Annotated in this window: 17 protein-coding genes; 9 read left to right on the forward strand and 8 right to left on the reverse strand. The window is 64.7% G+C overall.

The annotated features are described in order from the left end of the window. Position 1: 1 nt before the first annotated feature. Both FY036_RS22950 and FY036_RS22955 read right to left on the reverse strand, forming a co-directional pair. Positions 2-871 (reverse strand): prephenate dehydratase, encoded by an 870-nt coding sequence (locus FY036_RS22950; protein WP_148917011.1) that lies wholly within the window; start codon positions 869-871, stop codon positions 2-4. After that, a complete protein-coding gene (locus FY036_RS22955) occupies positions 868-1,608 on the reverse strand; it encodes a 3-deoxy-manno-octulosonate cytidylyltransferase (RefSeq protein ID WP_148917012.1) in 741 nt (246 codons plus the stop codon). Before FY036_RS22955 ends, FY036_RS22950 begins: the two co-directional genes overlap by 4 nt. 211 nt (positions 1,609-1,819) lie before the next feature. Here FY036_RS22955 and FY036_RS22960 point away from each other — a divergent pair, with 211 nt between their 5' ends. The 8 genes from FY036_RS22960 (at position 1,820) to FY036_RS22995 (ending at position 11,171) form a co-directional block, all read left to right on the forward strand. Beyond that, positions 1,820-2,647: a c-type cytochrome gene (locus tag FY036_RS22960; protein WP_148917167.1), complete on the forward strand. Its 828-nt coding sequence runs from the start codon at positions 1,820-1,822 to the stop codon at positions 2,645-2,647. 160 nt (positions 2,648-2,807) lie between these two features. Then, complete coding sequence (locus tag FY036_RS22965) at positions 2,808-4,691, forward strand: extracellular solute-binding protein (RefSeq protein WP_148917013.1); 1,884 nt, start codon at positions 2,808-2,810, stop codon at positions 4,689-4,691. Next, positions 4,688-6,565 carry an extracellular solute-binding protein gene (locus FY036_RS22970; RefSeq protein WP_235897774.1) on the forward strand — a complete coding sequence of 626 codons (1,878 nt, stop codon included), beginning with the start codon at positions 4,688-4,690 and terminating at the stop codon, positions 6,563-6,565. The genes FY036_RS22965 and FY036_RS22970 overlap by 4 nt, the downstream gene beginning before the upstream one ends. A 65-nt stretch (positions 6,566-6,630) precedes the next feature. Continuing rightward, positions 6,631-7,716 carry a microcin C ABC transporter permease YejB gene (locus FY036_RS22975; RefSeq protein WP_148917014.1) on the forward strand — a complete coding sequence of 362 codons (1,086 nt, stop codon included), beginning with the start codon at positions 6,631-6,633 and terminating at the stop codon, positions 7,714-7,716. Further along, positions 7,716-8,867 (forward strand): ABC transporter permease, encoded by a 1,152-nt coding sequence (locus FY036_RS22980; RefSeq protein WP_148917015.1) that lies wholly within the window; start codon positions 7,716-7,718, stop codon positions 8,865-8,867. Before FY036_RS22975 ends, FY036_RS22980 begins: the two co-directional genes overlap by 1 nt. Before the next feature lie 44 nt (positions 8,868-8,911). After that, positions 8,912-9,160 carry a type II toxin-antitoxin system VapB family antitoxin gene (locus tag FY036_RS22985; RefSeq protein ID WP_148917016.1) on the forward strand — a complete coding sequence of 83 codons (249 nt, stop codon included), beginning with the start codon at positions 8,912-8,914 and terminating at the stop codon, positions 9,158-9,160. Next, positions 9,157-9,546 (forward strand): type II toxin-antitoxin system VapC family toxin, encoded by a 390-nt coding sequence (locus FY036_RS22990; RefSeq protein WP_148917017.1) that lies wholly within the window; start codon positions 9,157-9,159, stop codon positions 9,544-9,546. Before FY036_RS22985 ends, FY036_RS22990 begins: the two co-directional genes overlap by 4 nt. Beyond that, the gene (locus FY036_RS22995) at positions 9,543-11,171 is read left to right on the forward strand and encodes an ABC transporter ATP-binding protein (protein ID WP_148917018.1); all 1,629 of its coding nucleotides are present in this window, start codon (positions 9,543-9,545) and stop codon (positions 11,169-11,171) included. The genes FY036_RS22990 and FY036_RS22995 overlap by 4 nt, the downstream gene beginning before the upstream one ends. 246 nt (positions 11,172-11,417) lie before the next feature. Here FY036_RS22995 and FY036_RS23000 read toward each other — a convergent pair whose 3' ends face one another. The 4 genes from FY036_RS23000 to FY036_RS23015 all read right to left on the reverse strand — a co-directional run bounded on the left by FY036_RS23000 (position 11,418) and on the right by FY036_RS23015 (position 16,902). Next, positions 11,418-12,272: a C40 family peptidase gene (locus FY036_RS23000; RefSeq protein WP_148917019.1), complete on the reverse strand. Its 855-nt coding sequence runs from the start codon at positions 12,270-12,272 to the stop codon at positions 11,418-11,420. Then, on the reverse strand, positions 12,269-12,619 hold the full coding sequence (locus FY036_RS23005; protein ID WP_148917020.1) for a MarR family winged helix-turn-helix transcriptional regulator: 351 nt from the start codon (positions 12,617-12,619) through the stop codon (positions 12,269-12,271). The genes FY036_RS23000 and FY036_RS23005 overlap by 4 nt, the downstream gene beginning before the upstream one ends. A gap of 96 nt (positions 12,620-12,715) precedes the next feature. Then, positions 12,716-15,796 carry an efflux RND transporter permease subunit gene (locus FY036_RS23010; RefSeq protein ID WP_148917021.1) on the reverse strand — a complete coding sequence of 1,027 codons (3,081 nt, stop codon included), beginning with the start codon at positions 15,794-15,796 and terminating at the stop codon, positions 12,716-12,718. Next, positions 15,793-16,902, reverse strand: a complete 1,110-nt coding sequence (locus FY036_RS23015; RefSeq protein ID WP_148917022.1) for an efflux RND transporter periplasmic adaptor subunit — start codon at positions 16,900-16,902, stop codon at positions 15,793-15,795. The genes FY036_RS23010 and FY036_RS23015 overlap by 4 nt, the downstream gene beginning before the upstream one ends. Positions 16,903-17,044: 142 nt before the next feature. Here FY036_RS23015 and FY036_RS23020 point away from each other — a divergent pair, with 142 nt between their 5' ends. Continuing rightward, positions 17,045-17,590, forward strand: a complete 546-nt coding sequence (locus FY036_RS23020; RefSeq protein ID WP_148917023.1) for a TetR/AcrR family transcriptional regulator — start codon at positions 17,045-17,047, stop codon at positions 17,588-17,590. Between the two features lie 13 nt (positions 17,591-17,603). Here the strand turns inward: FY036_RS23020 and FY036_RS23025 are convergent, their stop codons facing one another. Then, positions 17,604-18,977 carry a leucyl aminopeptidase family protein gene (locus tag FY036_RS23025; protein ID WP_148917024.1) on the reverse strand — a complete coding sequence of 458 codons (1,374 nt, stop codon included), beginning with the start codon at positions 18,975-18,977 and terminating at the stop codon, positions 17,604-17,606. A 108-nt stretch (positions 18,978-19,085) separates the two neighbouring features. After that, positions 19,086-19,940: a hypothetical protein gene (locus FY036_RS23030; RefSeq protein WP_148917025.1), complete on the reverse strand. Its 855-nt coding sequence runs from the start codon at positions 19,938-19,940 to the stop codon at positions 19,086-19,088. Between the last annotated feature and the right edge of the window lie 86 nt (positions 19,941-20,026).

Here is a 20,026-nt window from a genome sequence, read left to right on the forward strand (position 1 = left end):
CTCAGTCCTCGTCTGTGTTCTGCGTCGCCCGGAACGGGTGGGCCGGGTAGACGCCGAGGATGCGCACCTCGCGCGAGAAGAAGGCCAGCTCCTTGAGCGCCTGGGCGACGTTCTTGTCGTCGGGGTGGCCTTCGATATCGGCGTAGAACTGGGTCGAGAAGAACTTGCCGCCGAGCTGGTAGCTCTCCAGCTTGGTCATGTTGACGCCGTTGGTGGCGAACCCGCCCATCGCCTTGTAGAGCGCGGCGGGAATGTTGTGCACGCGATAGACGAAGGTCGTCATCATCAGCTGGTCGGGGTCCGTGCGCGGCGCCCAGCTCTTTTCCTTCGACAGCACCACGAAGCGGGTGACGTTGTTTTCCGAATCCTCGACGTTCTCGGCAATGATGTCGAGCCCGTAGAGCGAGGAGGCCAGCCGAGGTGCGAGGGCCGCGCGCGTCCTGTCGCCCTCCTCCGCCACGATGCGGGCCGCGCCGGCCGTGTCGCCCGCCACCACCGGCTTCCAGCGATGGCGGCGAATCACCTTGCGGCACTGGCCCAGCGCGTGGATGTGGCTGTGGACCGACTTGATCTCCTCCATCTTCACGCCCGGCAGCACCATGAGCTGGAAATGGATCGGCAGGAAATATTCGGCGACGATGTGCAGCTTCGATTCCGGCAGCAGGTAGTGGATGTCGGCCACGCGCCCCGCCAGCGTGTTCTCGATCGGGATCATCGCAAGATCGGCCTTGCCGCTTTCGACCGCGTTGAACGCGTCCTCGAAGGTCGGGCACGGCATCGGCTCCATCGTCGGGTACATGTCGCGGCACGCAGTGTCGGAGTTCGCGCCGGGCTCGCCCTGGAAGGAAATCCTGTTGGTCTTTGCGATCATCGGTTCAGGCCTTGTGAAATCATGATGCGGGCGCGCTCCAGATCCTCGGGCGTGTCGACGCCCAGCGGAACGGTGGCGACGATCCGCGCGTCGATGCGCATGCCGTCCTCCAGCGCACGCAGCTGCTCCAGCTTCTCGCGCCTTTCAAGCGTTGAGGGAGACAGCGAAACGAAGCGTGCAAGTGCGGCGCGGCGATAGGCATAGAGACCGACATGGTGGTAGAGCGGCCCTTCGCCCCACGGGGCGGTCGCGCGCGTAAAGTAGAGCGCCCGCAGAAACCCCTCCCCGCGCGGCGATCCAACGACCTTGACCACGTTGGGGTTGGTCTTTTCCTCGTCGCGGGTGATCGCCACCGCCAGCGTGGCGATATCGACCGTCGGGTCTTCCAGCGGCTCCAGCGCTGCGCGCACCGCGCTCGTCTCGATTGTCGGCAGGTCGCCCTGCAGATTGACGACGATCTCCACCCTGCCTTCCGGGTCGAGCGCTTCCAGCGCTTCATGGATGCGGTCTGAGCCCGACTGGTGGTGCGTTCCGGTCATCACCGCCTCGTGCCCGCAGGCCGTCACCGCGTCGCGGATTTCAGCCGAATCGGTTGCGACTACCACCCGCCCGACGCCGCTTTCCGCCGCGCGATCGGCCACATGCGCGATCATCGGCCGCCCGGCGATATCGGCCAGCGGCTTGCCCGGCAGGCGTGTCGCAGCCATGCGCGCGGGGATGAGAACGAGGATCGACATGGGAAAAGGCGCTCCGGAGCGGCGGATGAGGGCAGTTTTAAAGTGGCAAAACGTCTCACTAGGAAGCGCCCTTATATGTGTTGCAAGGACCGAGCAAAAGACCTAGTTTCCGCGCGATTTCACCGGCATCTACCGCACGGGGGATGTGGCTTGCGCGCAAGCGGCGCGTGTGCCCGACGGAGCGGTCGGACAAGGGAGCTTTTGGCAGATGATGGATTCTTTCGAACTCAACAAGCTGATCGGCGCACTTCTCGCGGTGGTGTTCGTGGTGTTTTCGGTCAGCCTTGTGTCCGATGCCATCTTCGCCACTCACGCGCCTGAAAATCCGGGCTACGCCATCGAGGTGGTCGAGGAAGAGGCCGGCGGTGCAGCCCCGGTCGAGGAAGGCCCCTCCGTGATGGAGCTTCTGCAGACCGCCGATGCGGAGGCCGGCCAGGCCGCCTTCCGTCCGTGCGCAGCCTGCCACACGCCAGAGGAAGGCGGCGCCAACCGCGTCGGCCCGAACCTGTGGGACATCGTCAACCGCCCGATCGCCTCGCATGAAGGTTTCAACTACTCGGCCGGCATGCGCGAGTTCTCGCAGGGCGGTTCGGTCGTTTGGGACTACGAGCACCTGAGCGAGTTCCTCAAGTCGCCCCGCAACTACGTGTCGGGCACGTCGATGGCGTTTGCCGGCATCCGCAACCCGGAGCAGGAAGCGAACCTGATCGCCTATCTGCGCACGCTGTCCGACAATCCGGCCCCGCTGCCGGAGCCGGCCGCCGCAACCGAAGAGGCTCCGGCCGACGACGCGGCAGCGCCTGCCGAGGATGGCGCCGCACCTGCCGAAGACGCCGCGCCCGCGGAAGATGCCGCTCCGGCTGACGATGAAGCCGCGCCCGCCGAGGAAGCAGCTCCCGCCGAAGACGATGCCGCTCCTGCGCAGGACGAAACCGAGGCCGAGCCGGCGCAGCCAAGCACACCGGATGACGGCACCTCCGCATCGCCCGAGACCGACGCCGGCACCGAGACGGAAGAAGAGCTGCCGCAGCAACAATGACGAAGATGTAATCTTTCGATCACGAAAAAGCCGGGTTTCGCCCGGCTTTTTTGTTACGCTGCGGGCATCCGGCGAACGAATCCGCGCCGGGGCGGTTCCCATCCCCGCAGCAGAAGCTAACTTAGACGCCGACACGACGGACATAGCGAAGAGGACAATAATGGGATTTTCCGGTTTCCGCACTCTGGCCGCCACGGCGCTGGCCGCCGTCCTCGTCTCGGCCTCCGGCGGCATTGCCGGCGCGGTCGAGTGGCGCACCACCTCCTCGCTGATAAATCCCGACGCTGAAACCGAAACCTTCGAACGCTACGACCACGTCAATCCCGACGCGCCCAAGGGCGGCCAGCTCAACACGGTGACGGCCGGCACCTTCGACAGCTTCAATCCCTTCATCGTACGTGGCACGGCGGCGGCCGGGCTGAACTATTTCGGCGGCCTGCTGTGGGACACGCTGATGCAGCAGTCGCTTTCCGACCCCGGCACCAGCCACGCGCTCATCGCCGACGCCTTCAAATATCCCGACGACTATTCGTCGGCCACATACCGCATCGACGAGCGCGCCCGCTGGCACGACGGCGAGCCGATCACGGCCGAGGACGTGGTCTGGTCCTTCGACATGCTCAAGCAGCACAGCCAGATGCACAACCGCTACTACGCCAACGTGACCGAGGCGGTGGCGATCTCGGAGCGCGAGGTCGAGTTCAAATTCGACCAGACCGGCAACCGCGAGCTGCCGCACATCATGGGCGACCTGCCTGTGCTCCCTAAGCACTGGTGGGAAGGCACCAACGCGCAGGGCCAGAAGCGCGACTTCACCCAGCCCACGCTGGAGCCGCCGCTGGGATCGGGCGCATACCGTATCGACAGCTTCCGCCCCGGCTCGGACATCACCTGGACGCGCGTCGAGGATTACTGGGCCGCCGAGCTTCCGGTGAATGTGGGCCGCTACAATTTCGACCGCCGCCGCTACACCTACATCCAGGACGACAACGCCGCCTGGCAGGCCTTCACCAAGGGCGGGTTGCACGACATTCGTGCCGAGAACCGCGCTTCGCGCTGGGCCAACGAATACAACTTCCCCGCCTTCGAGCGCGGCGACGTGCTCAAGCGCACCTACGAGACGACGTCGGGCGAGCCGATGCAGGGCTTCACGCTCAACACCCGCCGGCCGCAGTTTCAGGACAGGCGCGTGCGCGAGGCCCTCACGCTCGCCTACGATTTCGAGAGCCTGAATCGCGTGCAGTTCCACGGCCTCTATGCGCGCACGAACAGCTTCTTCCAGGGCGGTGAGCTCGCCTCCAGCGGTCTCCCCCAGGGCCTGGAACTCGAAATCCTCGAGACCGTGCGCGACGAGGTTCCCCCGGAGGTCTTCACCGAGGAATTCACCCTTCCGGTCTACGACAGCCCGCAGGCGCAGCGCCTGCATCTGCGCCGCGCGTCCGAGCTTCTGGCCGAGGCCGGCTGGCGGCAGCAGGGCGGCAGGCTGTTCAACGAGAAAGGCGAGCCTTTCCGTATTGAGTTCCTGTCGAACAATCCCGATTCGGAACGCACGTCCGGCCCCTACATCAACACGCTGCGCCGCCTCGGCATCGACGCCTCGCTGCGCATCATCGACCCCAGCCAGTACGTCAACCGCGTGCGCGACTACGACTACGACATCATCACCGGCATCATGATGCAGTCGCAGTCGCCCGGAAACGAGCAGCGCGAGTTCTGGAGCTCGCAGGCCGCCGACATGCCCGACACGCGCAACTATGCCGGCATCAAGAACCCCGCCGTCGACAAGCTGGTAGACCGCGTCATCTTCGCCAAGGACCGCGAGGAGCTGGTCGCCGCCACCCACGCGCTCGATCGCGTGCTTCTGTGGGGCTACTACTACGTGCCCCAGTATCACAACGCGGAAATCTGGATCGCCTACTGGAACAAGTTCGGCATTCCTGAGACGCAGCCGTCCTATGTCGGCGTCGACATCGATTCGTGGTGGATCCTTCAGGATCGCGAGGCCGAGATCGACGAGGAATATGCCGACGAGGTGCAGCAATGATGGGCGGCCCCGACCTGTCGCGCCGCAGCTTCCTGGCTCTCGGCGGCGCTGCGGCGTTCGCGCCGCTTCTCGTGCGGGACGCCTTCGCGCAACTGGAGACCGATACGCCCCTGCATGGCATATCCGTCTTCGGCGACCTGAAATACGGGCCGGACTTTCCCCATTTCGACTATGCGGACCCCGAGGCCCCGTCTGGCGGGCGCATCGTCACCCAGTCGCCGGTGCGCATCTACAACCAGAACTTCGACACCTTCGACACGCTCAACATGCACGTCCTGCGCGGCAACGGCGCCTACGGCATGACGCTCACCTATGCGACCCTGATGACCGGCTCGTCCGACGAGACCAGCTCGATGTACGGCTACGCGGCCGAAACCGTCTCCATCAGCGAAGATCGCCTCATTTGGCGCTTCACGCTTCACCCCGACGCCGCTTTCCATGATGGCACGCCGATCACCGCTGCCGATGTCGTCTTCAGCCTCACCACACTGCGCGACAAGGGGCACGAGAACCTCGCCAGCACGCTGCGCGGCATCGAAAGCGTCGAGGCGGTCGACGAGCGCACCGTCTCGGTGAAGCTGGTTGAGGATGCGGGCATCTCCACCATCCTCACGACTGCCGGCTGCCCCATCTTTTCGGCGGCGTGGTGGGAAGGCCGCGACTTCCAGGGCACCCTGTCCGAAGCGCCGCTCGGCTCCGGCCCGTACAAGGTCGGCCGCTTCAATTTCGGCACGTTCATAGAGTTCGACCGCGTGCCCGACCATTGGGCCGTCAAGCGCCCGGTGATGATCGGCCGCTACAATTTCGACCGCATCCGCTACGAATACTACCGCGACCGCACCGCCTCCTTCGAGGCGTTCAAGGGCGGCAGCATCCTGTTTCGCGAGGAATTCACCTCGCGCAACTGGGCCAACGACTACAATTTCCCCGCCGTTACCGACGGGCGGGTCAAGATCGAGGAATATCCCGACGAAACGCCATCCGGCGGCCAGGGCTGGTTCTTCAACCTGCGCCGGCCGAAATTCGCCGACCGGCGCGTGCGTCAGGCGCTGGGGCTGCTGTTCGACTTCGAATGGACCAACGCCAACATCATGTACAACTCGTTCGAGCGCTCGAACTCCTTCTTCGAGAAGTCGGAGAGCATGGCGTCCGGCCTGCCTTCTGAGGCCGAGCTGGCGCTGCTTGAGCCCTTCCGCGACGACCTGCCGCCGACCGTGTTCGAGGAGCCCTATATCGCGCCGGTCACGAACGGCACGGGCCGCGACCGCGACATGATGCGGCGTGCGCTGGCGCTTTTCGAGGAGGCCGGCTGCCGGCTCGAAGGCCGCCGCATGCTCCTGCCTTCGGGCGAGCATCTGACCATGGAGTTTCTTGGCAACTCCGACACGTTCGAGCCGCACCACAACGCCTATATCCGCAATCTAAGCCAGCTCGGTATCCAGGCGAATTATCGTATCGTCGATGCCGCGCAATATTCGCTCCGCCAGCGAGAGTTCGATTTCGACGTTGTCGTGTCGCGCTTCACCATGGCGATGTTCCCGTCGCCCTTCATCCGGCTTGTCTTCGGTTCGGCTGGTGCCAACTCGCCGGGTTCGTTCAACATGGCCGGCATTGCAAATCCGGCCATCGACGCCGTGCTTGAGAAGATTATCGACGCGAAGACGCAGGAGGAGTACGTCACGGCCAACCGGGCCCTCGACCGCATCATTCGCGCCGAGCACTACGTGGTGTTCCAGTGGCACAAGGCGACGCGCTGGCTCGCCTACTGGGACAATTACGACCGCCCGGCCACAAGTCCGAAATACGATACCGGCGTGCTCGACACATGGTGGACCCGACCGGACCGCATTCAGGCCACCGGCATGCGGGCCTGACGCAAGCTCTTTATGTGATATCCAGTTTTGCTACACGTAATCAGATCGCAGTGTGAAGGGACCTGATGGGCGCCTACATCCTCCGACGCGTGCTTTTGATGATACCGACGCTGTTCGGCATCATGGCCGTGTCCTTCATCGTCATCCAGTTCGCGCCCGGCGGGCCCGTCGAGCAGGTCATCGCCCGCATGAGCGGCGAAGGCGGCGGGGCCATGGACCGGATTTCCGGCGGCGGCGGCGAGATGAACCAGTCGTTCGAGAACCACTCGCAATATCGTGGTGCGCAGGGGCTCGACCCCGCCTTCATAGCCCAGCTCGAACAGCAGTTCGGCTTCGACAAGCCGCCGCTCGAGCGATTCTTCACGATGATCTGGAACTACATCCGCTTCGATTTCGGCGAGAGCTACTTTCGCGACATATCGGTCATAGACCTCATCATCGAGAAGATGCCCGTCTCCATCTCGCTCGGCCTCTGGCTCACGCTTATCTCGTACCTCATCTCGATCCCGCTCGGCATTCGCAAGGCGGTCAAGGACGGCTCGGCCTTCGACGTGTGGACCAGCGGCATCGTCATCATCGGCTACGCCATACCGGGCTTCCTGTTCGCGATCCTGCTGATGGTGCTGTTTGCCGGCGGCTCCTTCTTCGACTGGTTCCCGCTTCGTGGGCTCACGTCGGAAAACTGGAGCGAGCTGTCGTGGCCGGAGCGCATACTCGACTATTTCTGGCACCTGACGCTGCCCTTGACGGCGATGGTGCTTGGCGCGTTCGCCACCACCACGCTCCTGACCAAGAACTCCTTCCTCGATGAAATCCGCAAGCAGTATGTCGTGACCGCCCGCGCCAAGGGTCTTTCCGAGCGGCAGGTGCTCTACGGCCACGTGTTCCGCAACGCCATGCTCATCATCATCGCGGGCTTTCCCGGCGCGTTCATCTCGGCCTTCTTCACCGGCTCGCTTCTGATCGAGAACATCTTCTCGCTCGACGGGCTCGGCCTTCTGGGCTTCCGCTCGGTGCTCGACCGCGACTATGCCGTCGTGTTCGCCACGCTCTACATCTTCTCGCTGATCGGCCTCTTCGTCAGTCTCCTGTCCGATCTCGTCTATACGTGGATCGATCCGCGCATCGACTTCGAGCGGAGGGATGTCTGATGTCGGAGACCATCCTCAAGGGCGAGGTCGAACAGGTTCGCCACAGGGCGCGCAAGCCGTGGCTTTCGCCACTCAACCAGCGCCGCTGGCAGAACTTCAAGGCCAACCGTCGCGGCTACTGGTCGCTCTGGATATTCCTCGTCCTGTTCGGCCTGTCGCTGTTTGCCGAATTCATCGCCAACGACAAGCCGATCATCGCCTCCTACAACGGCGAGATCCTGTTTCCCGTGCTGGTGGACTACCCGGAGGAGAAGTTCGGCGGCTTCCTCGCCGTCACCGACTATCGCGACCCGGTCATCAGCGAGGAGATCGAGGCGAACGGCTGGATGATCTGGCCGCCGATCCGCTATTCCTATCGCACGGTCAACAACGACATTCCCGAGGCCGCGCCCGCAAAGCCTTCATGGATGTATGACGCCGAAACACGCTGCGCGCGCTATTTCGAAGGCGTCAACGACCCCGCCTGCACGCGCGGCAACTGGAACTGGCTCGGCACGGACGATCAGGCCCGCGACGTGCTGGCGCGCGTCATCTACGGCTTCCGCATCTCGGTCATCTTCGGCCTCGTGCTGACGCTGGCGTCTGCCGTCATCGGCGTTTCGGCCGGCGCGGTGCAGGGCTATTTCGGCGGCTGGACCGACCTGCTTTTCCAGCGCGTCATCGAAATCTGGTCGTCCATCCCGGTTCTCTACCTCATCCTCATCATCGCGGCGGTACTGCCGCCGGGCTTCTTCATATTGCTCGGCATCATGCTTTTGTTCTCGTGGGTGGCGTTCGTAGGCGTCGTGCGGGCCGAGTTCCTGCGCGCGCGCAATTTCGAATACGTCAACGCGGCGCGCGCGCTCGGCGTGTCCAACCGCACCATCATGTTCCGCCACCTGCTGCCCAACGCGATGGTCGCGACGCTCACCTTCCTGCCCTTCATCCTCAACGGCTCGATCACGACGCTCACCTCGCTCGACTTCCTCGGCTTCGGCCTGCCCCCCGGCTCGGCCTCGCTTGGCGAGATGCTGCGTCAGGGCCAGCGCAACCTCAACGCGCCATGGCTCGGCATCACCGGCTTCATGACCCTGTCGATCATGCTGTCCCTGCTGATCTTCATCGGCGAAGCCACCCGCGACGCCTTCGATCCGCGCAAGACGTTCAAGTGAGATGTGTGGTATAAATTGATGAACTTTCTACCATGGAGATCATCATGGGCATGAACATCAAGAGTGACGAAGCGCAGAGGATCGCCAGGCAGATCGCCGATCATACGGGCGAAACACTGACTTCGGCGGTCCTGACCGCCCTGAAGGAGCGGCTGGAGCGATTGAAGCGTGAGGCAAATTTCGAAGAGCGGAGGGCTCGGATCGATGAGATCATTCGCCGGTCTGGCCCGACCGCGCCCGGCGTTACCAGCGATCATTCGGATCTCTATGATGAGATCGGGCTGCCTAAATGATCGTGGATGCTTCGGCGGTCCTTGCCATACTCTTTGACGAGCCCGAGAAGGCCGAGTTTCGCGACCTGCTTCTGATGACGCCCGAACTGGCGATGTCGCCTGTGAACTATCTGGAGGCATCCGTTCGCGCCGACGACAAACGGCATCCGGGAAAAGGGCCGGAACTGGATGTCTTGCTAGCGGAATTCGGCGTTCAGATCGTTTCTGTCACGGAAGATCAAGCCAAATTCGCCCGCCAAGCCTATCAACGCTACGGCAGGGGCAATCACGCCGCGAAGCTCAATCTCGGCGACTGCTTCGCCTATGCGCTCGCCAGAGCGCGCAACGAACCGTTGCTCTTCAAGGGTGACGATTTCCGCCAGACCGACATAGAGGCCGCCCTTTGACCTCCCCCCTTCTCTCCGTCCGCGATCTCTCCGTCGCCTTCACGCAGGGCGGCAAGCACTCGCTCGCCGTCGATCACATCTCCTTCGATGTCGACAAGGGCGAGACGGTCGCGCTGGTCGGCGAATCCGGTTCCGGCAAATCCGTCTCCGCTCTGTCGGTGCTCAAGCTCCTGCCCTACCCGGCGGCCAGCCATCCGTCCGGCGAAATCCTGTTTTCCGGCAACGACCTGCTGGCCAAGGGCGAGAAGGAACTGCGCAAGGTGCGCGGCAACAAGATCACGATGATCTTCCAGGAGCCGATGACCTCGCTCAACCCGCTGCACACGATCGAGCAGCAGATCGGCGAAATCCTGAAAATCCATCGCGGCATGGGCGACAGCGCGGCACGCAAGCGCACGCTGGAGCTGCTGCACGAGGTGGGCATCCGTGAGCCCGAAAAACGCCTCGGCGCCTATCCCCACCAGATGTCCGGCGGCCAGCGCCAGCGCGTCATGATCGCCATGGCGCTCGCTAACGAGCCCGACCTGCTGATCGCCGACGAGCCCACGACCGCACTCGACGTGACCGTGCAGGCGCAGATCCTCGAGCTTCTGGCGAAGCTGAAGGAAAAGAACGGCATGTCGATGCTGTTCATCACCCACGATCTCGGCATCGTGCGCCGCATCGCCGACCGCGTCTGCGTCATGACAAAGGGCAAGATCGTAGAGACCGGCCCCACGGCCGAAATTTTCGCCAATCCCCAGCACGAATACACGCGTCACCTGCTGGCGGCCGAGCCCAAGGGTCAGCCTCCGAAGCCCGACCCGAACGCTGAGACGGTGATCTCCGGCGACGACATCAAGGTCTGGTTCCCGATCAAGCAGGGCTTCTTCCGCCGCACGGTGGACCATGTGAAGGCCGTCGACGGGGTGGACGTGACGGTCAAGGCAGGCCAGACGCTCGGCGTCGTCGGCGAATCGGGCTCCGGCAAGACCACGCTCGGTCTCGCCCTGTCGCGCATGATCTCGTCGGAGGGCAGGATCAGGCTCGGCCAGCAGGCCATCGACGACTATTCCTTCAAGCAGATGCGCCCTTTGCGGCGCGAGATGCAGATCGTGTTCCAGGACCCGTTCGGCTCGCTATCGCCGCGCATGTCGGTGTCCGAGATCATCGAGGAAGGGCTGAAGATCCACGAACCGAAGCTGTCGGACGACGAGCGCGACGCGATGGTCGTGGATGTGCTAAACGAGGTCGGGCTCGACCCGTCCACGCGCTTCCGCTACCCGCACGAATTCTCCGGCGGCCAGCGCCAGCGCATCGCCATCGCCCGCGCCATGGTGCTCAAGCCGCGCTTCGTGATGCTCGACGAGCCGACGTCTGCGCTCGACATGAGCGTGCAGGCGCAGGTGGTCGACCTGCTGCGCGACCTGCAGAAGAAGCACGACCTCGCCTACCTGTTCATCAGCCACGACCTGAAGGTCGTGCGCGCGCTGTCGAACGACGTCATCGTCATGCGCAACGGCAAGGTGGTCGAGCACGGCACCGCGCAGCAGATTTTCGATAACCCGCAGACCGACTACACCAAGGCCCTCATCGCCGCCGCCTTCGACATCGCCACCGCGCCTGCGGACGTGGTCAGCCAGTAGTCGTCTTGGGCATTCGCGCCGAACTCGACGGTTTGATACCCCTCCCCTCAAGGGAACGGGGACGCCAGCGCCTCAGAATCCCCCTCCCCCTTGAGGGGAGGGGTTAGGGGTGGGGGTGTGATGAACGGTGTCCCTCAATCAAAGCCACGACAGCACCGCATACCTGCAGCTAAATCAATCAGACCATCGCGTCGTCCGAAAACCGGTTCCCGCTTTTCGGCATCATGGTCCAAATTGGGCTTATCCTCACGCCCGCCTGAACCCGGTCGGCGGTCCGTACAGATACGCGATCCGCTCTATCGCAGGGGCCAGCTTCTCGCGCGACACCATCATCGTGTGGCCGTTGGCGTGGATGATGGTTTCGTCGTCGGCCATGATCGCCACGTGCCCTTTCCAGAAGACGAGGTCGCCGCGCCGCAGCCCCGCCGGATCGTCGCCCAGCGCCGTGCCCACCGTCGCCGCCTGCATGTCGGTGTCGCGCCTCACGCCCTGCCCGGTCATGCGCATCGAAAGCTGCACCAGCCCTGAGCAGTCGATGCCGAAGGCGCTCGCCCCGCCCCACAGATAGGGCGTGTGCTCCAGCATCTCGGCCACCGCGACATAGTCGCCGCTCACCTCGCCAGCCGGTCGCAGATGCGCGGCGATCAGCGCCTCGCCGCTTTCAAGCAGCGCATAGTCGGTGCCGCGCGCCGAAGCGCTACCCACGATGCGAACGTGGCTTCCCATCGACAGCGCGCCCGTCGCGCCCTTCTTCATGTTCGGCTCGCGGTAGGTGAAGGTGCGCGGCGCGACGACCACATGCGTTGGTGCGTCGCCCACCGGGGCCAGCCCGGCACCCGACACATAGCCGACATATCCGTCCCGCTCCGCCTGCACCCAGGAGAAGCCCTCCGCCTCGTCGAACACGCGCACCGTGTCGCCTGCCAGAAGCTGCGTATCCAGCCCCGCATCGGGGCGTGGCGCATCCAGAACGCCGAGCACCGGCACCGCCACGCGCGCGGGTCTTCCGGCCGCGAAGTTGCGCGCCTCGACCTGCCCGCTGAGCCGCTCGTCGGCAAGGTCCGGCCGGAACGCGTTGAGCCGTCTGTCGAGCGCGCTCATATCGGCAGCTCCGCGGCCTTGTCGATCACCACGTCGCCGAAGCGCTCGACGAAGAGCGCCCCCTCCACCGTCCGTTTCACCAGCACGTTGCGCTTGTCCTTCTCGTCGCGGTGGCGCGAAACCAGCTTCAGCGCACCCATCGTGTCCAGCGCCCGCGTGATGACGGGCTTGGTCACGCCCAGCTTCTCGGCCAGCCCGCGCACCGTATGCGGCGGCGGGTCGAGATACACCGTCAGCAATATCGCCATCTGGCGCATGGTCAGGTCGTGCGCGGCGGCTTTCACCTCCGCCAGCGTAACCTGCTGCCAGAGCCGCAGCGACTGGCTGGGACGCATGACGATGGCCATCGAAGCTCCGGAAAATTCGTTTCGGTACCGTTCCATCCAAGCGCGAAAAAGCGGCCGGCGCAAGGCACCGGCCGCTTCATTGGATTGATCCAGCAATCAGTGCGCGGCCGGTGCGGGTCTCGGCTCCGCGGCATCGTCCTCCACATGCGCCAGCTCTTTCCTGGCGATGAAGGTGTAGAACATCGGCACCACGAACAGCGTGAAGGCCGTGCCCACGATCAGGCCGGTGAAGATGACGAGACCCATCGAGTAGCGCGCCGCCGCACCCGCGCCAGACGCGATGATGAGCGGTATCACGCCCAGCGACATCGCCGCCGTGGTCATCAGGATCGGCCGCAGACGCACCTTCGCCGACGCGACGATCGCCTCGAAGCGGTCGAGCCCGTGGGCCTCGCGCTGCTGGTTGGCGAACTCCACCATCAGGATGCCGTGCTTGGTAATCAGGCCGATCAGCGTGATGAGGCCCACCTGCGTGTAGATGTTCAGCGTCGACAGGCCGAGGTTCAGCGGCAGCATCGCACCGAAGATCGACAGCGGCACGGTCATCAGGATGATGAGCGGATCGCGAAAGCTCTCGAACTGTGCCGCCAGCACCAGATAGATCACCACCACGGCCAGCGCGAACGCGATGACGATGGTGTTGCCCTGCTCGATCTCCAGCCGCGACTGGCCCGCATAGTCGATGAAGAAACCGTCGGGCAGCAGCGGCCGCGCGATGTTCTCGATCAGGGCGAGGCCATCGCCGGTGGTCACGCCGGGCAGCGGCAGGGCCGAGATCGTCGCCGAGTTGAGCTGGTTGAACTGCTCGATGGCCGTCGCGGCCACACCGGTCGAGATCGTGACGACCGCCGATAGCGGCACCATCTGCCCGGTCGAGCTGCGCACGAAGAAGTCGCCCAGCCGTTCGGGGTTCTCGCGATACTCCTGCGGCACCTGCATGATGATGTCGTAGCTGTTGGAGTCGCGGTCGAACTGCGCGATCGCGCCACCGCCCACCAGCAGGCTCAGCGTCGTGCCGATGTCGCGCACCGGCAGGTTCAGCGCCGCCGCCCTCTCACGGTCCACGGTGATCGTCACCTGCTGCGCGTTGAAGGCGAGTGAGTTCTGCACCACGATGAAGCGGCCGCTGGCTTCGGCTTCCTGCTTGATCTGCTCGGCCACCTCAAACACCTGGCTCGGATCGCCGGTCGACTGGACCACGAGCGAGATCGGCAGGCCGCCGCCGGCGCCCGGCAGCGATGGCGGCGAGAACACCAGCGCCTGCACGCCCGCCACCTTCGACAGGCGCGCGGTGATGTCCTGCTGGATTTCGCTCTGCGAGCGGTCACGCTCCGCCCAGTCCTTCAGCGCCCACAGCGCGATGCCGGAATTGGTCGCGCCGCCGAAGCCGACGATGGAGAAGTTCGCGTCCAGCTCGGGCAGGTCCTTGGTCAGCTCGCGCATCTGGTCGGTGTACATCTTGGTGTACTCCGTCGTCGCGTAGGACGGCGCGTTGACCAGCGCGAACAGGGCGCCCTGGTCCTCTTCCGGCGCCAGTTCGCTCGACGTCTTCATGAACATGAAGCCGGTGAGCCCCATGAGCACGAGCACGACCAGCACCGTCACCGGCCGGAACTTCAGCGAGCCTGCCACCAGCCGCTCGTAGCGGTTGGAGATCCGGTCGAACGTGCGGTCGACGAAGATCTGGAACCGGCTGTGGTTGCCGCGCTTCAAGAGCCGCGCCGACATCATCGGCGTGATCGTCAGTGCGACGATGCCCGAGATGATGACGGCGCCCGCCAGCGTCATGGCGAATTCGCGGAACAGCGATCCGGTCAGGCCGCCGGTGAACGCCAGCGGCGCGAACACGGCCGCCAGCGTGATCGTCATCGCGACCACCGGCCCGGTGATCTCCTTCATGCCCACGAAGGCCGCCTGCCGCGGGCTCAGCCCTTCCTCGATATGCCGGTGGATGTTCTCCACCACCACGATTGCGTCGTCCACCACGAGGCCGATCGCAAGAACCATCGCCAGCAGCGACAGGAGGTTGATCGAGTAGCCCAGCAGGAACAGAACGAAGCAGACGCCGATCAGCGACAGCGGGATCGTGACGATCGGCATCAGCACCGAGCGGAACGAGCCCAGGAACAGGAGGATGATGGCGACGACGATCAGCACCGCTTCCGCGATCGTCACGAACACCTCGCGGATCGACGCGCTGATCTGCTCGGTCGCGTCGAACATCATCGTCATCGTCATGCCGTCGGGCAGGCTCGCCTGGATCGCCGGCAGTTCCTCGATCACGGCGGAGGCCGTGTCGAGCGGGTTGGCCGACGGCGTGGGGAATACGCCGATGAAAGTGCCCGGCTGGCCGTTGAAGTTGACGACCATGTCCGAGCTTTCGGCGGCAAGCTCCACTTCGGCCACGTCGCGCAGACGCACCACCTCGTCGCCGCTGGATTTCAGCGGCAGAAGCGCAAACGCCTCAGGCGTCTGCAGCGTCGATTCCATCGACACCGCATAAGTCACGAACTCGTTCTTCGTGCGCCCGGGGGCCGCGAGGAAGTTGGATGAGTTGATCGCGGCCATCACCTCGGCAGCCGTCAGCCCGCGCGAGGCGAGCTTCACCGGATCGACCCACACGCGCATCGAATAGTTCGCCGCACCCATGATCTGGACTTCGGCGACGCCCGGAATGGTCGACATGCGCGGGCGGATGACGCGCTCGATATATTCGGTCACCTGCTCGTCGGTCATGTTCGGGTTTTGCAGCGCCAGATACATGGTGGCGAACTGCATGCCCGTGCCCTTGACGATGGTCGGGTCCTCGGCATCGCCGGGCAGCTGGCTGCGCACCTGCTGCACCTTCGACATCACCTCGGTCAGCGCCACGTCGGGGTTGGAGCCGAGCCGCATCTGCACCGTCACCACGCTGGCCGAAGGCCGGCTCTGCGAGGTCACGTAATCGACATTCTCGGTGGTCGAGACGGCCGACGCGATCGGCGCGGTGATGAAGCCCTGGATCAGCTCCGCGCTCGCGCCCGGATAGATCGTGGTGATGGTGATGACCGTCTCCTCGACCTCCGGATACTGGCGCACCTGAAGATTGAACAGCCCCTGGAAGCCCAGCAGCAGGATGAGGACGCCCAGTACCGTAGACAGCACCGGGCGGCGGATGAAGATGTCGGAGAAACTCATTGTGCCGCCGCCTGCGTCTGGCCGGGGTTGACGGTGTTGTCCACCGCCACCGGCGTGCCGTTCGACAGCCGGTTCTGCCCCGCCGTCACCACCTGCTGGCCGGGCTCCAGCCCGTCGCTGATCTCGACCTGGCTGCCCGAGCGACGGCCGACGGTCACGAACACCTGCCGGGTTTCCAGCTTTTCTTCCTCGCCCTCAGCATCGCGCACCACATAGACGTAGTCGCCGTAGAGGCTGGTCACGACCGCCGTCTGCGGCAGCGCGATCACGCCCTCTTCACTCGGCAGTTCCACGAATATGCGCGCGAACTGGCCGGGTGTCAGGCGGCCGTCGGTGTTCTCGATGGTTGCGCGGATCGAGACGAGCCTGCTGGCCGGGTCGATCTTCGGGTCGATGCCGGCGATCTCGCCCGTGAAGGCGTCTTCCACGCCTTCCACCGTCAGCCTCACCGGTTGGCCGATGCTGAGCTGCGAAAGCCGCTGCTCGGGCACCGTGAAGTCGGCGCGCATCGTATCGAGGTCCTGCAACGTCACGACGCTGACGCCGGGCGACAGATACTGGCCCTCGTCGACGCGCGGGATGCCCACAGTGCCGGCGAACGGGGCGCGAAGCTGCTTTTGCTGGAGAACGGCTTCCAGCCCTTCCACCTGCGCGGCGGACGCTGCTGCGGCGGCCTCTGCGGCCTGCAACGAGACCGTCGAGCCGACGCCGCGCTGCTGCAGCTCGACCGCGCGGTCGAGCGCCTGCTTGTCCAGTGCGGCCTGCGTGCGGGCTGCCGCCAGATTGGCCTGCTGCACCACGTCGTCGAGCTGCACCAGAACCTGCCCCTGCTCCACCTTCTGGTTGGCGCTGAAGTCCAGCTCCCTGACGATGCCCGTCACCTCGACGGTCAGGTCCACGCCGCGCGACGCGCTCACGGTGCCGATCGTGTCGATGGAAGGGGTCCAGGTCGCCTCCTCCGTCGTCACCGTCGATACCGTCACGGTCGCGACCGGCATGTTGGCGAAGAAGTTCTCGATCGCCTGATCGCGGAACATGTTGAAGCCGACCACCCCGCCGCCCAGCAGAGCCAGCAGAACGATCGCTATGAGAAAACGCTTGATCATGGGATTGGCACTTTCCTGCCTGAAGTGAGTGCTTCTACACGCCCCATGCAGGCAGCGCGCGCGCACCATATATTATCCTTGCAATTCGAACGCGCTCTACTGTACCGTCTGGACGGTATTGTCAAGTATCACAGGGAATGAAATGGCCTCAGGCAAATCCGGCACCCGGCATCGCATCCTCGAAGCGGCGGCAGAGATCGCGCGCGACGCGGGTCCGGGCAACCTTTCGCTCGACGCCGTCGCCGCCAAGGCGGGCGTTTCCAAGGGCGGCCTGCTCTACCACTTCCCCAGCAAGGCGAGCCTCATGGAAGGCGTGGTCGAGATGTTCGTCGAAACCTTCGGCGAGACGCTTGCCGAGCGCGCCGCGCCGAGGAAGGACGAACCCAACAGCCTCGCCGAGACCTATCTCGACCTTTTCATCGAGGACCACGACTGCCGCAAGCCGCCGCCATCGGGCCTGCTGGCGGCTTTGGCCGAAAACCCGGAATTTCTCAAGCCCGCCGGCCGCTTCGAGCGCGACCTGCTCGACCGGATGAAGCTGAACGCCAGCGACCCCGCCATGGCGCTGCTGGTCTTCCTGGCCGTCCAGGGCGTCCGCAGCGCCTCGCTCCTCAACCTCGACATCCTCACCGACGAGGAAGTCGATCTGCTCGTCGCGAAGCTGAAGGCCCTGCTGGCGGGATCGTAGGCGCAGCGACGCTTCAGCCGAACCGCCGCGTCAGCACGCCCTCGATGGCGCGGATGCCCTGCGCCTCGCCGCCGACGGGGCAATGGGGCTTTTCGACCGGGCACCAGCCGAACACGTCGAGATGCGCCCAGCTTTTGGCCTTCTCCACGAACCGGCGCAGGAACAGCGCCGCCGTCACCGCACCGGCAAAGCCGTCCGGCGTGACGTTGTTGAAGTCGGCCACCTTCGACGACAGCTTCTTGTCGTAGGGCGACCACAGCGGCATGCGCCACAGCGGGTCGGCCACGCGCGCCGACGCGGCTGAAAGCTCGGCGGCCAGGTCCTCGTCATCGGTGAAGAAGGGCGGCAGGTCGGGACCCAGCGCCACGCGCGCGGCACCCGTCAGCGTCGCCATGTCGATCAGAAGCTCCGGCTCTTCCTCGTCGGCCAGCGCCAGCGCGTCGGCCAGCACCAGCCGCCCCTCGGCGTCCGTGTTGCCGATCTCCACCGTCAGCCCCTTGCGGCTGGTCAGCACGTCGCCGGGCCTGAAGGCATTGCCGGCGATCGAGTTCTCCACGGCCGGGATCAGCACGCGCAGGCGCACGTCCAGCTTGCCGGCCATAATCATCGAAGCGAGTCCAAGAACGTTTGCGGCCCCGCCCATGTCCTTCTTCATCAGCAGCATGCCCGAGGCGGGCTTGATGTCGAGCCCGCCGGTGTCGAAGCACACGCCCTTGCCCACCAGCGTCACCTTCCGTGCGTCCTTGCGGCCCCATGTCAGGTCGATCAGCCGCGGCGCTTCCGCCGAGGCGCGCCCCACCGCGTGGATCATCGGGAAGTTCTTCTTCAGCAGATCGTCACCGACGATCACCGTCACGTTCGCCTTGTGCGCGGCGGCAAGCTTGCGCGCGGCGTCCTCCAGCGCGCCCGGCCCCATATCGCTCGTCGGCGTGTTGATGAGGTCGCGCACCAGAAACACGGCCTCGGCACGGCGCTCCACCGCCGCCTTGTCGACACCCTCGGGCAGCGCAAACGCGATCTCCGGCATCTCGTTCTTGCGGTAGCGCGAGAACGCATAGCTTCCCAGCGCGAGACCCAGCGCGGCAAGGTCGGGCGCATCCGGCATCTCATGGAAGCGCCACGCGCCGTCAGGCAGTTGCCGCGCCAGCGCACCCGTCGCCAGCGGCGAGAAGCCGTCGGCGCGTTCCGGCAGGCCGAACAGCGCGCCCGCAACCTCGCCTGCCTCGCCCGGCAGCACCAGCAAACGCCCCGCCTGCCCCGCAAAGCCATTGGCCTTCGCCCATGCGCGCGCCTGCGCGCCGATGTCGATATCCGCGAAACTCTTCTTGGTCACGAGGCGCACTGCGCGCGCGTCACGGGCGGCTTTGTCGGTCAGTTTGAGAGGCATGAAGGGCTTCCCGGATGGAACAACGGCATATGGCGATCAGGCGTTCATCATTACATTCGGATGCCCCGCCGGCGCCAGCCTGCGGGGCATCACGTGTTGCAACCGTCCTCAGAAATCGGCACCGCCGGTGGTGGACCGCACCTCGTTTGTGATCTTGTCAGTGACCGCTTTCAGGGCGGCCTCTTCCGCCTGCTGGTTCTCCACGAAACGCTTGTGGTCGTGCATCGAGACATTGATGCGCTGGACGAGCTTGTCCGTTACCAGCCCATCGACCCGGCCATATTCCAGCGTGACCGCAAGGATCGCGTCACACCTGCCGTTTCGGGTGCTCACCTGGAAACGGCGGAAGGCTTCGTCGAGAATAAAGTTCTCGCCTCTGTTCTGCATCGACCAGCGGCCGGGCTGGAGGTGAATACGGTTCTCGAAGGCGCTGCATCCCCGTGCTTCCTTGTCGTCGCCGGTCAGTTGCTTCCCGTCCTTGAAGAAATACGCCAGCGTCGTCTCGTCGTTCTTGGTACGGACGATGCTCGGCTCGCCGTACTTCGCGCGGACGTTCTCCAGCGTCTGCTCGGTGTCGGCTTCCTTGCCCTTCGCAAAGAAGCTGACCCGGCTGGCGTAGAAAAGCTCTTCTCCGCTCAGATGGCTCGAGAAGCCGGCGGCCAGCAGGTCGATGCTGCTGCGGCTGCCGAAAGCTTCCGGCGAACTGCCCCATGCCGAGGACAGAAACACCGTCTCGTCACGCTGGAATCTGGAATTGACCTTCGCCGTCGTCGCACCTTCCCGCTCGCTCTGCGCCGAGATCATTTCCAACGCCGTCGCGCTGTGCATACCGCTGGTGAGGCCGCTTACATCGGCGGCGTAGCCCTGCGGAAAACTGCTCGCGTGGACCTGCGTCGACCCGACGGCGATGGCCACCGCAATCGCTGCGGCAGGCAAATTCGTAAACTGAGAACGGAAAGTCACGTGTTCAACCCCTGATTGGTTCACCCAAACTATGCGTGCATAGACACCCCGTCCTAGAAGGTCGGACCTTAAGGTTTCGTGTGATC

The sequence above is a fragment of the Neoaquamicrobium microcysteis genome, from assembly GCF_008180155.1.
In the GTDB taxonomy this organism is placed as follows: domain Bacteria; phylum Pseudomonadota; class Alphaproteobacteria; order Rhizobiales; family Rhizobiaceae; genus Aerobium; species Aerobium microcysteis.

What these genes read in the sequence shown, in the direction of transcription:
- FY036_RS23015 (WP_148917022.1), bottom strand. Translation starts at nt 16,902, where the DNA reads ATGATCAAGCGTTTTCTCATAGCGATCGTTCTGCTGGCTCTGCTGGGC.
- FY036_RS23025 (WP_148917024.1), bottom strand. Translation starts at nt 18,977, where the DNA reads ATGCCTCTCAAACTGACCGACAAAGCCGCCCGTGACGCGCGCGCAGTG.
- FY036_RS22980 (WP_148917015.1), top strand. Translation starts at nt 7,716, where the DNA reads ATGTCGGAGACCATCCTCAAGGGCGAGGTCGAACAGGTTCGCCACAGG.
- FY036_RS22960 (WP_148917167.1), top strand. Translation starts at nt 1,820, where the DNA reads ATGGATTCTTTCGAACTCAACAAGCTGATCGGCGCACTTCTCGCGGTG.
- FY036_RS23020 (WP_148917023.1), top strand. Translation starts at nt 17,045, where the DNA reads ATGGCCTCAGGCAAATCCGGCACCCGGCATCGCATCCTCGAAGCGGCG.
- FY036_RS23005 (WP_148917020.1), bottom strand. Translation starts at nt 12,619, where the DNA reads ATGGCCATCGTCATGCGTCCCAGCCAGTCGCTGCGGCTCTGGCAGCAG.
- FY036_RS22955 (WP_148917012.1), bottom strand. Translation starts at nt 1,608, where the DNA reads ATGTCGATCCTCGTTCTCATCCCCGCGCGCATGGCTGCGACACGCCTG.
- FY036_RS22950 (WP_148917011.1), bottom strand. Translation starts at nt 871, where the DNA reads ATGATCGCAAAGACCAACAGGATTTCCTTCCAGGGCGAGCCCGGCGCG.
- FY036_RS22970 (WP_235897774.1), top strand. Translation starts at nt 4,688, where the DNA reads ATGATGGGCGGCCCCGACCTGTCGCGCCGCAGCTTCCTGGCTCTCGGC.
- FY036_RS23010 (WP_148917021.1), bottom strand. Translation starts at nt 15,796, where the DNA reads ATGAGTTTCTCCGACATCTTCATCCGCCGCCCGGTGCTGTCTACGGTA.
- FY036_RS22985 (WP_148917016.1), top strand. Translation starts at nt 8,912, where the DNA reads ATGGGCATGAACATCAAGAGTGACGAAGCGCAGAGGATCGCCAGGCAG.
- FY036_RS23000 (WP_148917019.1), bottom strand. Translation starts at nt 12,272, where the DNA reads ATGAGCGCGCTCGACAGACGGCTCAACGCGTTCCGGCCGGACCTTGCC.
- FY036_RS22975 (WP_148917014.1), top strand. Translation starts at nt 6,631, where the DNA reads ATGGGCGCCTACATCCTCCGACGCGTGCTTTTGATGATACCGACGCTG.
- FY036_RS22965 (WP_148917013.1), top strand. Translation starts at nt 2,808, where the DNA reads ATGGGATTTTCCGGTTTCCGCACTCTGGCCGCCACGGCGCTGGCCGCC.
- FY036_RS22990 (WP_148917017.1), top strand. Translation starts at nt 9,157, where the DNA reads ATGATCGTGGATGCTTCGGCGGTCCTTGCCATACTCTTTGACGAGCCC.